Below are 14,835 nucleotides of genomic sequence, written 5' to 3'. Positions count from 1 at the left end.
CAGCCGCACCGTCGGGGGCGCCGACGCCGGCCAGCCGGGCGAGGCGGGAGCGCACGCGGCGCAGCAACTGGCCGGCGGCCTTACGGGTGAACGTCAACCCGAGGACCTGGCCGGGTTCGGCGTAGCCGTTGGCGACGAGCCAGACCACCCGCGCGGCCATGGTCTCGGTTTTGCCCGCGCCGGCGCCGGCGATCACGACCAACGGGCCGGGCGGGGCCGCGATGACGGCGGCCTGCTCGTCGGTGGGCGGGAAAAGCCCCAGCGCTCGGGCCAATTCGGCCGGGCTGTACCGTGCGTTCACCGTTCCGCCCCGTCCGCGTGGGCCGGGCACGAGGGCCGTATCGGGCAATGCGAGCAGCCGTCGTTGCGCCGGGCGATGAACCGGGGCCCGGCGGTCGCCTCGGCGGCGCGGACCACCAGCCGGCGCCATTCGTCGCGGGCGGCCGGGGTCAACGGATCCTGTTCGCGCTCCGTCGCGCCGCAGGCCCCGGCCTTGCCGACGTAGACCAGCCGCGCGCCGCCCGGCTCCTCGCCGGCCGCCACCATGCCCTCGGCGACCGCCAACTGATACATCGCGAGCTGGGCGTGCTGTTGGGCGTCGTCCTTGCTGACCGGCGTCTTACCGGTCTTGACGTCGACGATCACCAACCGGCCGGCGGCGTCGCGCTCCAACCGGTCGACCCGGCCGCGCAGCCGGACTTCGCCACCGCCATCGCGGGACGCGGCCAGGGTTCCGTCGATCTCGACCTCGACGCCGACCTCGGTCAGCGCTCCGCGGGTCTGCGCCCGCCACTCGACGAAGGCCTCGATCATCGCGCGGTGCCGCGCCAGCTCGTTGGCCGAATGCCACTCCGCCTCGAAGGGCAGGTGGCGCCAGGCGCGGTCCAGCTCGGCCAGCAATTCCGTTGCGCTTTTGCGTGATTCGGCGACCAGGGCGTGCACCACCGAACCAATGGTCGAGCGCAGATCGCGCGGGTTGGTGCCACCGTGCCGTTCGGCCAGCCACCGCAGCGGGCAGTCGTTGAGCGTCTGCAGGGTCGACGGGGTCAGGGTGACGGCATCGCCTTCGCCGTGCAGCGGTTCGCTGGTGCTGACCGGGGTCAGGCCGTGCCAGCCGGCCGGGTCGGCGCCCGGCACGCCGGCCCGGGCGAGCCGCGCCAATTGCGTTGCCGCACAGGCGCGGGCGGCGTCGTCGACCGCCCCGTCGGGCGCGCACACGACACCGCGCAGCCGGCCCACCAACGCCGCAGCGGACAACACCCGTGGCGCCGCGATGGGTTGCACGCCAACCGAATCGGCGTCGCCGTCGGCCCACTGCGCGAGCTCGTGGAAGAACACCGACGGCAGCGCGGCCTCTTGATCCGCGCCCCCGGAATCGCTGTCCACGGCGGTCACCAACAATCGCCGGCGGGCCCGGCCCATCGCGGCGACAAGCAGCCGCCGCTCCTCGGCCAGCAGCGGCGCCCGCACCGACGCCTCCTCGGCGACGCCGTCCAGCACGTCCAGCAGTCGCTGGGTGGCCAGGACCCCGCCACGCGGGACGGTGTTGGGCCACAACCCCTCCTGCAACCCGGCGATGACGACCATGTCCCATTCGTGGCCCAGGGCGGCGTGCGCGCTGAGCACCCGCACCTGCTCCACCGTCGACACCGGCTCCTGGTTCACGCTCGGCAGGTGCAGCGCGCCGACGTGGTCGACGAGCCCGCGCAGCGACGCGCCCGAGGTCCGGGACACGTACTGGTCGGTGATGTCGAACAACGCGGTCACCGCCTCCAGGTCCCGGGCGGCCTGCGCGCCGGCGGGCCCGCCGCGCTCGGCCGCCGACAGCCAGCGACGCTGCAGGCCGCAACGCTGCCACGCCGCCCAGAGGGTGTAGCGCGGGTCTTGGCCCGCACGATGGCAGCGCGCGGCCGCGTCCAGCACCGCGCGCACCCGCTGCACCGGGCGAAGCTGCGGCCCCGAAAGTGGCGCGGCGCCGGACAGCGCGTCGGCCAGCAGGTCCGCGAAATCGCGCGGCGCGCGATCGGCGTTGGCGCGCTGCAGCGTTCGGCGCAGCTGCCGCAGCGAGACCGGGTCGACTCGGCCGATCGGACCGGTCAGCAGCGCGAGGGCCCGGTCGCCGTCGAGCCCGTCGGCGGTGGCCGCCAGGACGGTCAGCAGGGCGCGGGCCGCAGGCTCGTCGGACAGCGACCCGCTGGCCGCCGGTGCGGCCACCGGCACCCCGGCGGCGGCCAGCGCGCGCGGCAAGCGGGCGCCGGCCCGCGGCACCGAACGGACGATGACCGCCATCCGCGACCACGGCACGCCGTCGAGCAGGTGCGCCCGGCGCAGCGCGTCCGCGATCATCGCCGCCTCCGCGTGCGCGGACGCGGCCAGGCGCACTTTGACCGACCCCTGCTCAGGCCCGGTGCCCTCGATCCGCCTGCCTGCGCTGCCGCCGGGCAGCCGGCGCGCGATGCCGCTGACCGCGCGGGCCACCGCCGAGGCGCAGCGATGCGAGGCCGTCAACGTGACCGACGGCGAATCCCCGTCCAACAGCCCGGCGGATTCACCGCCCCGAAAACCGAACACCGCCTGATTGGCGTCCCCGGCGATCAACGCCAGCTCCGCGCCCGCCGCGAGCACCCGGACCAGCCGGGCCGCCTGCGGGTCGAGCTGCTGGGCGTCGTCGACCAGCAATACCCGCACCCGGCCCCGCTCGGCCGCCAGCAGCTCGGGATCGACCGCGAAGGCTTCCAGGGCGGCACCCACCAGTTCGGCGGCCCCCAGCGCCGGCGTCGTCGCCTGCGGCGCCGCGGTGCCGACCGCCGCCCGCAGCAGCATCACCTGCTCGTACTGGCGCGCGAACCGGCCGGCGGCGGTCCATTCCGGACGCCGGCACCGACGGCCCAGCCGCTCCAGCTCCTGCGGGTCCACACCCCGTTCGGCGCAGCGCGCCAACATGTTTCGCAGTTCGGTGGCGAAGCCCGCGGTGGCCAGCGCGGGCCGCAGATGGGCGGGCCACGCCACCGCCGCGCGCGGCCCGTCCTCGAGGTCGCCGGCCAGCAGCTCCCGGATGATGGCGTCCTGTTCGGCGCTGGTGACCAGCCGCGGCGGCGCATCGCCGGCCCGCTCGGCGGCCCGGCGCAGCACCGCGTACGCGTAGCCGTGCACGGTGCGGACGAGCGGTTCGCGCACGGCGGCCCGGCCGGGCCCCGCGGAGCGCGGACGCAGCAGGGCCGTCGTCAGCGTGCTGCGCGCCCGCATCCCCAGCCGGCCCGAACCGGTAAGCAGCAGAACCGATTCGGGGGCCAGGCCGGCGTCTATCTGGGCGACCGCGGCCTCGATGAGCAGACTGCTCTTGCCGGTGCCGGGCCCGCCCAGCACCCGGACCGGCCCGCGCACGCCGGGCGCAAGCAGGGCAAGCGCCTCGGGGTCCCAGGTGAACGACATGGCTGCAATGGAATCACCAGGGTCTGACAAGTCGGCCCGACCCGCGCGGCCGCGGGCCCCTACGCTGGAGGCCGCGAACAGCCCGACGAACGGTTGAGGAGGTAGACATCGTGACGGACGTCTTTCCCAGCGACGAAGCGCCCGAAGGTGACGCCGCGGAACAACTGCAACCGGTCGACGTCGACGACGAATCCGGCCTGGACACCGAATACCTGACCGTGGCCGATCGCGAGGCGAACGAGGCCGATGTGATCGAGCAGGCCTACATCGTCCCCACCGAGGACGAGTGGGAAGACGGACGCTGAGCCGGCCGCCCGCGAGCTCTCGTGACGGCGGCTGGCACGATCGACGCGTGACCGCTGATCTCCATGTGCACCGCTACGGCCCGGCGGGACCGGTGCGGGTGCTGGCGCTGCACGGGTTGACCGGCCACGGACGGCGCTGGCAGCAGCTGGCCGGCCTGCTCCCCGAAATCACTTTCGCCGCACCGGATCTGATCGGCCACGGCAGGTCGACCTGGGCGGCGCCGTGGACCATCGACGCCAACGTCGCGGCGATGGCCGCGCTGCTCGACGACCAGGCCGAGGCGCCTGCGCTGGTGGTGGGCCACTCCTTCGGGGGCGGCCTCGCCATGCAGCTGGCCGCGGCACGACCGGACCTGGTGGCGGCGCTGTTGCTGCTCGACCCGGCGGTCGGGCTGGACGGCGGTTGGATGCGCCAGATCGCGGACGCGATGTTGGCCTCGCCCGACTACCCCGACGCCGAGGAGGCGCGCCTGGAGAAGGTGCACGGCTCCTGGTCGGACGTCGACACGGCGCTGCTGGACGCCGAGATCGGCGAGCATCTGATCGCGCTGCCGGGCGGCCGGTACGGCTGGCGCGTCAGCCTGCCGGCGATGATGTCGTACTGGAGCGAGCTGGCCCGGGACATCGTGTTCCCGCCGGCCGGAACGCCGACGATCCTGGTGCGCGCGAAGCGCACCTCGCCGCCATACGTCAGCGACCGACTGATCGCCGGGCTGCAGGACCGGTTGGGACCGGATTTCCGGCTATTGGATTTCGACTGCAACCACATGGTCCCCTACGCCGCGCCGGCGGAAGTCGCCGCGCTGACGCGCGAGTTGCTCGAGGCGCGCTGACCGTGGCGCCGGTGACCGAGGAGCAGGTCGAGCGGGTGCGCGCGCTGGTCGCGGCGATCCCGTCGGGCAGGGTCGCCACCTATGGCGACATCGCCGACGTCGCAGGTCTTTCCAGCCCGCGCATCGTCGGCTGGATCATGCGGACCGACTCCTCGGACCTGCCGTGGCACCGGGTGATCACCGCCTCCGGGCGCCCCGCGCGTCATCTGACCACCCGGCAGCTCGAGCTGCTGCGCGCCGAAGGGGTGCTGGCCACCGACGGCAAGATCGCGCTGCGCGAGGTGCGCCACGACTTCGGGCGCTAAAGGATCAGCCGGACCAGCGCCGCGGTGCGGGCCAGCCCGGGAAAGGCCTCGGCGGTCGACCGTGGGTGCAGCGCATGGACGGCGAGGCGAAACATCAAGGCCCGCAACAACATCTGCGGCCACTCCGGCAACGCGTTCCAGCGTTCGATAAGTCCGTCGTCGGCCTCGCCCCAGGACAGGGCGTCGACGACAACGACACCGGCCGCCCACGACGCGGGGCGCCAGTACGGCGTGATGTCGGTGATCCCCGGGGCGGCGGTGCCAACGAAAAGCACTGTGCCGTAAAGGTCTCCGTGCACCAGCTGGTTCGGGCTCTTGGTCGGCCGGCGCAGGGTGGCCAGCTGATTGATCAGCTCCACCGACCGCTCGGCGTCGGCCGTCGGCGGGGCGGTCCGCGCGCCAGGGGGCACCGAGGCCAACGGCCGTTCCTCCCAGGCGGCGCGGTCGGCGGCGATGAAGATGTCCACGTCGCCCCACGGCGCGGTGGGGCCCTGCGTCAGGAATCGGGGACGCTCCAGTTTGCCGGTCGCCTCGTGCAGGCGCACCGCCGCCGAGACCACCTCGTCGTGCCGCGGTTCGGGCGTGCCGGCGACGAAAGTGTCCGCCCGCCACCCCGAAACGACGTACCGTCCGTCCGTCGAGCGGACCGGGCGGGCCAGCCGGACGCCGTCGACGAACAACGTCTCGCGCACCCGGGCCGACCAAGCCGCCCGGGCGTGGTCGGCCACCAGCGACAGGACGACCTCGCCGCAGCGCCAGCCGCCTTCCCAGCTAGCCCCCAGATAGACGGGCTTGACACCGGCCAAACCAAACGCCGCCAGCACATGCTCCGGCGGTGGCTCGACATTCACACGGGTAGCCTAGACGAGGCCACCTGCCGTATCGGGTCAGTACATCACCATGTCGGGTTGCATTTGCTGCGCCCACGCCACGATGCCGCCCTGCAGATGCACGGCGTCGGCGAATCCGGCCTTCTTCACCGCCGCCAGCGCCTCGGCCGAACGCACCCCCGTCTTGCAATACAGCACCGGGATGCGGTCGTGCGGCAGCTTTGCCAGACCCTCACCCGAGTCGATCGACGACTGCGGGATCAGCTGGGCGCCATCGATGTGATTGATCTCCCACTCGACCTGCTCGCGGACGTCGATCAGCGCCAGCTTCGTGCCGGAGTCCAGCAACGCGCGCAACTCACGCGGGGTGATCGTCGACTCCGCGGCGAGGTCACCGGGCGCCCCGCCGCAGAACTCCTCGTAGTCGACCAGTCCGGTGATCGCGGGCGCGGCCGGGTCCTTGCGGATCGTGATGGTGCGGTAGGACATTTCGAGCGCGTCGTAGATCATGAGCCGGCCCAGCAGCGATTCGCCCATCCCGGTGATGAGTTTGATCGCCTCGGTGCTCATCACCGACGCGACGGAGGCGCACACGATGCCGAGCACGCCGCCCTCCGCGCACGACGGCACCGTGCCGGGCGGCGGCGGTTCCGGGTAGAGGTCGCGGTAGTTGAGGCCCCGCCCGCCGGGCGCGTCCTCCCAGAACACCGACACCTGGCCCTCGAAGCGGTAGATGGACCCCCAGACGTACGGCTTGCCCGCAAGCACGGCGGCGTCGTTGACCAGGTAGCGGGTGGCGAAGTTGTCGGTGCCGTCCATGATCAGGTCGTATTGCCCGAACAGGTCGACGGCGTTGCTCGAATCCAACCGCAACTCGTGCAGCCGCACCCGAACCAACGGGTTGATCGCTTCGATCGACTCGCGCGCTGACCGGGCCTTGGGGCGTCCGACGTCGGCGACGCCGTGGATGATCTGGCGCTGCAGGTTGGACTCGTCGACGACGTCGAAGTCGACGACGCCGATCGTGCCGACCCCGGCCGCGGCCAGGTACAGCAGCGTCGGCGCGCCGAGCCCACCAGCGCCGATCACCAGCACGCGAGCGTTCTTCAGCCGCTTCTGCCCGTCGACGCCGAGGCCCGGAATGATCAGATGGCGGCTGTAGCGGGCCACCTCATCGCGGGTCAGTTCGCCAGCCGGCTCCACGAGGGGCGGCAGCGCTGTCTGCGGCGTCGACACGGCCGGACATCCTCCTATTCGGTCTCGCGAACGCGGTTTGTCGTCCACCACCATCACAGCAGCCGCCGTGGTGGACGGCAATGAATTCAACCCGCCGCAGCCCGGCGCGCATCGTCACCGGGCTAGGTTTGACCGCCCGCCTCCTCCTCACGCCGCAGCCCGGCGCGCATCGTCACCGGGCTAGGCGATCGGGAACGGCCAGGGGTTGAATCGGCAGGTCTTCCCGTCGGCCTTGACGAAGTCCGGGTCGAACTTGGCCGCATCGTCATTGGACGTGGAGAACGTCTGCTGCATCATCACCGGCGCCAAAGCGCCCTGCTGCTCGCACGGTTCGTGGCGGACGTATCCGATGGCGTGGCCGACCTCGTGATTGATCACGTATTGGCGGTAGGAGCCGATGTCCCCCTCGAAGGGGACGGCTCCGCGCACCCAGCGCGCCTCGTTGATGAAGACTCGCGACTGCCGGTCCTGGCCGAAGGACGGGTTGTAGCACGAGGTTTCCAGACGGAATTCGTATCCGCAGCCCTCGCGGACCGTCACCGGGGACACCAGGGAGATCCGAAAGTCGGGCTTGCCGTTGTCGATCCGGATGAACGCGAATTGCGGGTTGTGCGTCCAGCCCTTGGGATTGGCGAGGGTCTGGTCGACCATCTGGGCAAAAGCGTTGTCGCCGCCGAACATTGTGGGGTCGATGCCGTCCTCCACCTCCACGGTGTACCGAAACACCCTGACGGTGCCCTGGCCGATCTGCGGCGTCGTGCCGGGGACGATGTGCCACGTCTTCTCGCCCGCTTCGGTGAACGGGCCGCCGTCCGGCAGCGTCCCGGCCGGCAGGTTGGCATCGAACGCGGCGAGCCCGCGCGGCGGCGCGTCGATGATCGAGGTGCCCACGGCCTCCATCGCCTGCGGACTCTGGATGGGCTGGTTGGCCGTGGGCTTCGTCGCGGCGGTGCCGGTCATCGTCTGGTAGACGACGATCGCGGTGAGCACCGACAGCGCGGGCAACGCGTACGCGCGCCAGCCGTAGGTGGAGACGAACCGTCCCAGCCATGTCTGTTTGCGCCACTGGCGCGGCCGCTCCCGGTCGGCGCGGGTGCGTCCGCCGTCGCGGGCGATCGGGTCGCGCAGGGCGCGCAGGGGTTCCCGCCACTCGTCGCGCAGCACCGGGACGCGACCGGTGCCGCGCGAGGGCCGCTGGGAAGTCATTTCCCCAGGATTACACAGTCGGCACCGGCGCCGTCCTTGGCGCGCCCGAATGCACCGCCCGACACCGCTTTCTGCCAGCGACGACGGCGGCGACGACGATCGCCGGAACGGCGCGGGTAGTAATGTCTGTGCCACGAGCCGCGCGCGGCCGGCCCTCCAGTGCCGGCGGCCGGTTGCCAACGCATCAGATGAGGACTCGATGAGCGAACTCGCCAAACCCGCGGCGCGGCGCGCCGTGAGGTCGGCCGACCGCAGTCGGCCCGGGGACGGCATTGCGGCTTCGAGCCGGCGCGGCAACCGATTGCCCCGCGATGAGCGCCGCGGTCAATTGCTCATCGTCGCCAGCGACGTCTTCGTCGATCGCGGCTACCACGCCGCCGGCATGGACGAGATCGCCGACCGCGCGGGCGTCAGCAAACCGGTTCTGTATCAACACTTCTCGAGCAAGCTCGAGTTGTATCTGGCCGTGCTGGCCCGGCACGTGGAGAACCTGGTCTCGGGCGTGCAGCAGGCTTTGAACACCACCACCGACAACCGACGCCGGCTGCACGCGGCGGTCCAGGCGTTCTTCGACTTCATCGAGCACGACAGCCAGGGTTACCGGCTGATCTTCGAGAACGACTACGTCACCGAACCCGAGGTGGCCGCGCAGGTGCGGGTCGCCACCGAATCCTGCATCGACGCGGTATTCGCGTTGATCAGCGAGGACTCGGGCCTGGACCCGCACCGCGCCCGGATGATCGCGGTGGGCCTCGTCGGCATCAGCGTCGACTGCGCCCGCTACTGGCTCGACTCCGACCGCCCGATCTCCAAGGCGGACGCCGTCGAAGGCACCGTGCAGTTCGCCTGGGGCGGGCTATCCCACGTGCCCCTTACTCGCCTTTAGCGCCCTTGCCGGGGAGTTTGGTGACCTCGGCGCCGATGCCGAAGCCGACCCGGCGCCCGTCCGCGGGACCGATCTCGACGTAGGCGATCTTGCTGGTGTGAACCAGGAAGCGACGTCCCCGCTCGTCGTTCAGCCTCAGCAGGCCCGCCTCGCTCAGCGCGGCGCTGACCAGCTCTTCGACTTCGGCCGGCGTCTGCGCGCTGGCGATGACGAGCTCGCGCGGACTGTCCGTAATACCGATCTTGACCTCCACGGTCACCCCTTCCGTAGGCATTGAAGTCGACAGACCTGTCAGCTGCAGGCTAGTGGACGCGGCGGGCCCGCATCCGAGACAGCCCCCAACCGCGGGGTTCGCGCTGAGCGAAACGATGGTCGCGGGCCGGTAACGATTCGCTTGCAGCTGGGTCCAGAACCGGGTTGGAGGGGCGATCCGTGTTTTCACATCGCTAACTTCGGCAACATGGGTACCACACTGGCCGACCTCGACAGGGTGCGGGATTACCCCGACGACGAGACCGACGAGCTCTACGGCGCGGAGGCCTACCCCGAGGGCGACTACACCTGGACCGGCTGGCCTACCGAGCTGCGCTGGCGGCCCCTCACGGCGATCATCGGCGCGGTGGTGGCTGTCGGCGCGATCGCCACCGCCGTGATCATCAACAGCGGCGACAGCGCCTCGACCAGAGCCACCGTGGCGCCGGCCCCCCAACCGGTGACGTCCGCGCCCGCCACGACGAGGAGCTCCGCCCCGCCCAGCGCGCAGCCCAGCCCCTCGAACACCCCACTGCCGCCCGAGACGGTCACCACCGTGACGACGCCCAGCGCCGCGCCGAGCCTGGCGCCGACGGGAACGCCCACCGCGGCGCCGCCACTGACCCTGACGCCGCCGCCCGCCGCGCTGAACCCGCGCACGGTCGTCTACAGCGTGACCGGCACCAAGCAGCTGCTGGACCTGGTGAACATCGTCTACACGGATGGCAGCGGCGCATCCCAGACCGAGTTCAACGTGTCGCTGCCGTGGACCAAAGCGGTGATCCTGAACCCCGGCGTTCAGACCCCGTCGGTGGTCGCCACCAGCTTCTACGGCCGGCTGAATTGCTCGATCGTCAACGCCGCCGGCCAACTGGTGGCCGCGTCGACCACCAACTCGAGCCTGGCGACCTGCACCCGCTGAGCCCGACGCCTTGACCCGGCTACGCCGCGCTCGCGATCACCGGCGAGTCCGATGGCCCTGACCCGCCGCGCCCGGCTACGCCGCGCTCGCGATCACGGGCGGGCGTCAGCTCAGGCCCAGCTCGTGCATCCGCCGGTCGTGCGTCTGCTGCAGCCGGTCGAAGAACGCGTTGAGCTGGCCCAGGCCGCCGGCGCCTGACATCACCAGGTCGACCAGCTCGTCGTGGTCGGCCAGCAGGTACTGGGCCTGCGTGAGCGCCTCGCCGAACAGCCGACGCGACCACAACGCCAGCCGGCTGCGTTGCTTGCCGCTGGCCGTCACCGCGGCGCGCACCTCGGCGACCACGAACTGCGAGTGCCCGGTCTCCGACAGCGCCGCCCGCACCACGCCGGCGATCTCGTCGGGCAGCCCGTCGGCGATCTCCAGATACAAGTCGGCGGCCAGGGCGTCGCCGACATAGGTCTTCACCAAGGCCTCCAGCCAGGTGCTGGGCATCGTCAGCCGGTGGTAGTTCTCCAGCGCCGAGACGTACTTCGACATCGCCGGAACCACATCGACGCCGCGGCGCTCCAGGGCGTCGCGCAGCAGCTCGTAGTGCTGCATCTCGGCCGCGGCCATGCTCGCCATCGAGATCCGTCCACGCAGGTCAGGCGCCATCCGCGCCTCGTCGGTGAGCCGGTAGAACGCGGCGATCTCGCCGTATGCCAGGACCGCGAACAACTCGTTGACGCCCGGGTGGTCGGCCGACAACCGGGGGGCGGGCGAATCGTCCGCCTGATCGGCGTCCAGGTCTGCTTCCGAGGGCTCGCAAGGGGGCCGGGTCATGGCAACACTGTAGTCGGCTGACCCGGCGCAAAAAGGGAGCCAGCCGTCGACCGGCTATCATGTACGTAGATAGCGGCTGTATTTCTTCCCAAGCCGCTATCGGCGAAATGTGCGTGCACAGCTGGCCCACCGATTTGAGCAGGGGCCCGCGACTCGGCGACGTATTCGGAGTCGGAACTCGTGCGCGCGTGACCGCGACAGAGAAACACCGACACAACCGGATATGTCACCGAAAGGCTTACTACCCACGCATGAGCACACTCGACAGCACAACTGAAATGACCTTTGCCAGCCTCGGCGTCCGCGACGAAATCGTCCGCGCCCTCGCGGAGAAGGGCATCGAGCGCCCGTTCGCGATCCAAGAGCTGACCCTGCCGCTGGCGCTCGCCGGCGACGACCTGATCGGCCAGGCCCGCACCGGCATGGGCAAGACCTTCGCGTTCGGCGTCCCGCTGCTGAACCGCATCACGTCCGGAGTCGGCGTGCGGGAGCTCAACGGCACACCGCGCGCCCTGATCGTGGTGCCGACCCGCGAGCTCTGCCTGCAGGTCACCGAGGACCTGGCCACCGCGGCCAAGTACCTGACGGCCGAGGGCGGCCGCCGGCTCTCCGTGATCTCCATCTACGGAGGTCGCGCCTACGAGCCGCAGATTGAGGCGCTGCGGGCCGGCGCCGACGTCGTGGTGGGCACCCCGGGTCGGCTGCTCGACCTGGCCCAGCAGGGCCACCTGCAGCTGGGCGGGCTGTCGGTGCTGGTGCTCGACGAGGCCGACGAGATGCTCGACCTGGGCTTTTTGCCCGACATCGAGCGCATCCTGCGCCAGATCCCCGAGGACCGGCAATCCATGCTGTTCTCTGCCACCATGCCGGGCCCGATCATCACCCTGGCCCGCACCTTCATGAACCAGCCCACCCACATCCGGGCTGAGGCGCCGCACTCGGCGGCCACGCACGACACCACCGAGCAGTTCGTCTACCGGGCCCACGCGCTGGACAAGGTGGAGCTGGTCAGCCGCGTGCTGCAGGCCGAGGGCCGCGGGGCGACGATGATCTTCACCCGCACCAAGCGCACCGCGCAGAAGGTCGCCGACGAATTGGCCGAGCGCGGCTTCAAGGTCGGCGCCGTGCACGGCGACCTGGGGCAGATCGCCCGCGAGAAGGCGCTCAAGGCCTTCCGCACCGGCGACATCGACGTGCTGGTGGCCACCGACGTCGCCGCCCGCGGCATCGACATCGACGACATCACCCACGTCATCAACTACCAGATCCCCGAGGACGAACAGGCCTACGTGCACCGGATCGGCCGCACCGGCCGCGCCGGCAAGACCGGTATCGCGGTCACCCTGGTGGACTGGGACGAGCTGCCCCGCTGGTCGATGATCGACAAGGCGCTGGGTCTGGAGAACCCCGAGCCCGCCGAGACCTACTCGAACTCACCGCACCTCTACGAGGAGCTGGGCATCCCCGGCGGGGCGGCCGGCACCGTCGGCACCCCGAAGAAGCCGCAGGGCCAACGCCGCAGCAGCGAGCGTGACGGCCAGAAGGCGGAGCGGACGGGGCGTGCCCGGTCGGGCGCGCCACGGCGACGGACCCGCGGCGGCCAGCCCGTCACCGGGCACCCCGACGGCAACGCCGCGGCCGGCGGCGCCAGCGGCGAAGCCGCCGCGGAGGCGTCCGGCAAGTCCGGGAGCAGCCGGCGTCGCCGTCGTCGCCGCAAGCCCGCCGAAGCCGGCGCGCACGCCAACTGAGCCCCGCGCCGAGGAGATGGTCAGACCCGAACGCCGGACCAAGGGCGATGTCGTGGCCGCCGTCGCCATCGCTGCCGTCGTCGCCGTCGTCGCTGGCCTGATCTGGTGGACCAGCGACGCCCGGGCCACCGTCAGCCGGCCGGCCGGGGTTCCTGCGCCTAACCAGAACCCCGCCCGCCAGGTGCCGACCGCGCTCAAGGAGCTGTGGACCGCGGCGAGCCCGGCCACCACCGCACCGGTAACGGTTGGCGGGACGGTCATCACCGGCGACGGCCGCCGGGTCGAGGGGCGCGATCCCGGTGCCGGCCAGTCCCTGTGGAGCTATCAGCGCGACACCGACCTGTGCGGGGTCTCCTGGGTCTATCACTTCGCCGTCGCCGTTTATCGGGACGACCGCGGGTGCGGGCAGGTGAGCACGCTCGACGGGTCCACCGGTCGCCGCGGGCCGGCCCGCAGCGGTTACGCCGACCCGCGCGTGCAGCTGTCCTCAGACGGCACCACGGTGTTGTCGACCGGTGACACCCGGCTGGAGCTCTGGCGCTCGGACATGGTCCGCATGGTGGCCTACGGCGAGACCGACGCCCGGGTGAAGCCCTCGGCACGCGGCCTGCATTCCGGCTGCAAGCTGGTGTCGGCGGCGGCGAGCTCGTCGGCGGTGTCGGTGCTGGAAAGCTGCGTGAACGAGGCCGACCTGCGGTTGGTGCTGTTACGGCCGGGCAAGGACGACGACGAACCCCAACAACGCATCGTCGCCGAACCCGGGGTGCGGGCGGACTCCGGCGCCCGGGTGCTCACCGTGTGGGAGAACAACACCGCGGTGTACCTGCCCTCCCCGCGGCCGCGGGTCGACGTGATCGACGAAACCGGCACCACCGTGTCGAGCAACCTGCTGCCCAAAGCCCCGTCGGGCCCGGGGGCGGTCTCGCACGCGGGCAGCCTGATCACTTGGTGGACAGGCGATTCCGTCATGGTCTTCGAGACGGGCAACCTGACGCTGCGCTACACCATCGCCGCGGGCGACACGACCGCGCCGTTGGGGCCGGGCGCGATGATGGCCGGCCGCCTGCTGGTCCCGGTCACCGGCGCGATCGGTGTCTACGACCCCGTCAGCGGCGCCAGCGAGCGCTACATCCCGGTGAACCGGGCGCCCAGTGTGCCCGGGCGGGCCGTGGTTCCGGCCGTCGCGGGCCCCCGGGTGTTCGAGCAGCGCGGCGACACCGTGGTGGCCCTGGGCTGACGACGCGTGTGCGCTCACGGCATCGCGAGTGCGCTCTGGGCGGCGACACGCCGTCGCGCCGCGCCATAGGCGCACACTCGAAGCGCGCGGCGCATCGCTCAAAGCCGGACGCGCACAATCAAAGCCACTAGACCTCGACGGCGAACGTCGGCAGCGGTTTGCCGGTCTTCCAGTGCTTGAGCAACGCCTTCGCCAGCTCCCCGTAGGCCGACGAGCCCTTGTTCTTGCGGCCGGACATCACCGACGAGCCCGAGGCGCTGGCCTCGGCGAAGCGCACCGTCCGCGGGATCGGCGGGGCCAGCACCGGCATGTTGTAGCGGTCGGCGACGTCCATCAGAACGTCGCGGGTGTGGGTGGTCCGCGAGTCGTACAGCGTCGGCAACGCGCCCAGCAGCCGCAGTTCCGGGTTCGTGATCTGCTGGACGTCGGCGACCGTGCGCAGGAATTGGCCGACGCCGCGGTGCGCCAGCGTTTCGCACTGCAGCGGCACCATCACCTCGTCGGCGGCGGTCAGCCCGTTGAGGGTGAGCACCCCCAGCGACGGCGGGCAGTCGATGATGACCACGTCGAAGTCGTCGGAGACCTTGGCCAGCGCGCGCTTGAGCGCGTACTCGCGGCCGGCGCGCATCAACAGCATCGCCTCGGCGCCGGCCAGGTCGATGTTGGCCGGCAGCAGCGTCATGCCCTCCATCGTCGTGACCAGCGCCGCGTTCGGCTCGACCTCACCGAGCAGCACCTCGTGCACCGACACCGGGAGCTTGTCGGGATCCTGGCCCAGCGAGAACGTCAGGCAGCCCTGCGGATCCAGGTCGACCAGG

15 protein-coding genes are annotated in these 14,835 nt (G+C 71.4%); 7 read left to right on the top strand and 8 right to left on the bottom strand.

All coding sequences use genetic code 11. The annotated features are described in order from the left end of the window. Both A9X05_RS14935 and A9X05_RS14930 read right to left on the bottom strand, forming a co-directional pair. A partial coding sequence (locus A9X05_RS14935; RefSeq protein ID WP_156675631.1) for a UvrD-helicase domain-containing protein occupies positions 1 to 301 on the bottom strand: 301 nt, incomplete at its 3' end. Continuing rightward, positions 298 to 3,432, bottom strand: a complete 3,135-nt coding sequence (locus A9X05_RS14930) for an ATP-dependent DNA helicase (protein ID WP_067782349.1) — start codon at positions 3,430 to 3,432, stop codon at positions 298 to 300. The genes A9X05_RS14930 and A9X05_RS14935, both read right to left, overlap by 4 nt. 110 nt (positions 3,433 to 3,542) lie before the next feature. Between A9X05_RS14930 and A9X05_RS14925 the strand changes: the two genes are divergently transcribed. The 3 genes from A9X05_RS14925 to A9X05_RS14915 are packed head-to-tail and all read left to right on the top strand — an operon-like array spanning position 3,543 to position 4,875. Beyond that, positions 3,543 to 3,737, top strand: a complete 195-nt coding sequence (locus A9X05_RS14925; RefSeq protein ID WP_067757337.1) for a hypothetical protein — start codon at positions 3,543 to 3,545, stop codon at positions 3,735 to 3,737. A gap of 47 nt (positions 3,738 to 3,784) precedes the next feature. Next, positions 3,785 to 4,570 carry an alpha/beta fold hydrolase gene (locus A9X05_RS14920; RefSeq protein WP_067782346.1) on the top strand — a complete coding sequence of 262 codons (786 nt, stop codon included), beginning with the start codon at positions 3,785 to 3,787 and terminating at the stop codon, positions 4,568 to 4,570. Between the two features lie 2 nt (positions 4,571 to 4,572). Further along, complete coding sequence (locus A9X05_RS14915) at positions 4,573 to 4,875, top strand: MGMT family protein (protein WP_067757330.1); 303 nt, start codon at positions 4,573 to 4,575, stop codon at positions 4,873 to 4,875. Here the strand turns inward: A9X05_RS14915 and A9X05_RS14910 are convergent. The 3 genes from A9X05_RS14910 to A9X05_RS14900 form a co-directional block, all read right to left on the bottom strand. After that, on the bottom strand, positions 4,872 to 5,726 hold the full coding sequence (locus tag A9X05_RS14910; RefSeq protein WP_067782343.1) for a TIGR02569 family protein: 855 nt from the start codon (positions 5,724 to 5,726) through the stop codon (positions 4,872 to 4,874). The genes A9X05_RS14915 and A9X05_RS14910 overlap by 4 nt on opposite strands. 36 nt (positions 5,727 to 5,762) lie before the next feature. Further along, positions 5,763 to 6,941, bottom strand: a complete 1,179-nt coding sequence (gene moeZ / locus A9X05_RS14905; RefSeq protein ID WP_067782340.1) for an adenylyltransferase/sulfurtransferase MoeZ — start codon at positions 6,939 to 6,941, stop codon at positions 5,763 to 5,765. 180 nt (positions 6,942 to 7,121) lie between these two features. Next, a complete protein-coding gene (locus A9X05_RS14900; RefSeq protein ID WP_156736735.1) occupies positions 7,122 to 8,147 on the bottom strand; it encodes a DUF3152 domain-containing protein in 1,026 nt (341 codons plus the stop codon). Positions 8,148 to 8,346: 199 nt separating this feature from the next. Here A9X05_RS14900 and A9X05_RS14895 point away from each other — a divergent pair, with 199 nt between their 5' ends. Continuing rightward, entirely contained in the window at positions 8,347 to 9,033 is a 687-nt protein-coding gene (locus A9X05_RS14895) for a TetR/AcrR family transcriptional regulator (RefSeq protein WP_067782337.1), read from the top strand. Here the strand turns inward: A9X05_RS14895 and A9X05_RS14890 are convergent. Next, the gene (locus A9X05_RS14890) at positions 9,020 to 9,286 is read right to left on the bottom strand and encodes a DUF3107 domain-containing protein (protein WP_067782352.1); all 267 of its coding nucleotides are present in this window, start codon (positions 9,284 to 9,286) and stop codon (positions 9,020 to 9,022) included. The genes A9X05_RS14895 and A9X05_RS14890 overlap by 14 nt on opposite strands. 207 nt (positions 9,287 to 9,493) lie before the next feature. Between A9X05_RS14890 and A9X05_RS14885 the strand changes: the two genes are divergently transcribed. Then, the gene (locus A9X05_RS14885) at positions 9,494 to 10,207 is read left to right on the top strand and encodes an MmpS family transport accessory protein (protein ID WP_067782334.1); all 714 of its coding nucleotides are present in this window, start codon (positions 9,494 to 9,496) and stop codon (positions 10,205 to 10,207) included. Between the two features lie 105 nt (positions 10,208 to 10,312). On the opposite strand, the gene A9X05_RS14880 is transcribed toward A9X05_RS14885, so the two are convergent. Continuing rightward, a complete protein-coding gene (locus tag A9X05_RS14880) occupies positions 10,313 to 11,032 on the bottom strand; it encodes a ferritin-like fold-containing protein (RefSeq protein WP_067757306.1) in 720 nt (239 codons plus the stop codon). Between the two features lie 251 nt (positions 11,033 to 11,283). On the opposite strand from A9X05_RS14880, the gene A9X05_RS14875 reads away from it, so the two are divergent. Beyond that, positions 11,284 to 12,780, top strand: coding sequence for a DEAD/DEAH box helicase (locus A9X05_RS14875; protein ID WP_067782332.1), 1,497 nt, complete (start codon positions 11,284 to 11,286; stop codon positions 12,778 to 12,780). 16 nt (positions 12,781 to 12,796) lie between these two features. Then, positions 12,797 to 14,017 (top strand): hypothetical protein, encoded by a 1,221-nt coding sequence (locus tag A9X05_RS14870; RefSeq protein ID WP_067782330.1) that lies wholly within the window; start codon positions 12,797 to 12,799, stop codon positions 14,015 to 14,017. A 127-nt stretch (positions 14,018 to 14,144) separates the two neighbouring features. On the opposite strand, the gene A9X05_RS14865 is transcribed toward A9X05_RS14870, so the two are convergent. Then, positions 14,145 to 14,835 (bottom strand): ParA family protein (locus tag A9X05_RS14865; RefSeq protein WP_067782327.1); only part of this gene is annotated, 691 nt, incomplete at its 5' end.

The sequence above is a fragment of the Mycobacterium sp. E3298 genome (assembly GCF_001666895.1).
In the GTDB taxonomy this organism is placed as follows: Bacteria; Actinomycetota; Actinomycetes; order Mycobacteriales; family Mycobacteriaceae; genus Mycobacterium.
The sequence above is the reverse complement of the archived record's forward strand: the minus strand, read 5'-3'. Positions and strand labels throughout refer to the sequence as shown.

Bases quoted from the DNA above. Each gene is read 5' to 3' on its own strand.
- A9X05_RS14930 (WP_067782349.1), bottom strand. From the start codon at position 3,432: ATGTCGTTCACCTGGGACCCCGAGGCGCTTGCCCTGCTTGCGCCCGGC.
- A9X05_RS14900 (WP_156736735.1), bottom strand. From the start codon at position 8,147: ATGACTTCCCAGCGGCCCTCGCGCGGCACCGGTCGCGTCCCGGTGCTG.
- A9X05_RS14895 (WP_067782337.1), top strand. From the start codon at position 8,347: ATGAGCGAACTCGCCAAACCCGCGGCGCGGCGCGCCGTGAGGTCGGCC.
- A9X05_RS14885 (WP_067782334.1), top strand. From the start codon at position 9,494: ATGGGTACCACACTGGCCGACCTCGACAGGGTGCGGGATTACCCCGAC.
- A9X05_RS14880 (WP_067757306.1), bottom strand. From the start codon at position 11,032: ATGACCCGGCCCCCTTGCGAGCCCTCGGAAGCAGACCTGGACGCCGAT.
- A9X05_RS14875 (WP_067782332.1), top strand. From the start codon at position 11,284: ATGAGCACACTCGACAGCACAACTGAAATGACCTTTGCCAGCCTCGGC.
- A9X05_RS14870 (WP_067782330.1), top strand. From the start codon at position 12,797: ATGGTCAGACCCGAACGCCGGACCAAGGGCGATGTCGTGGCCGCCGTC.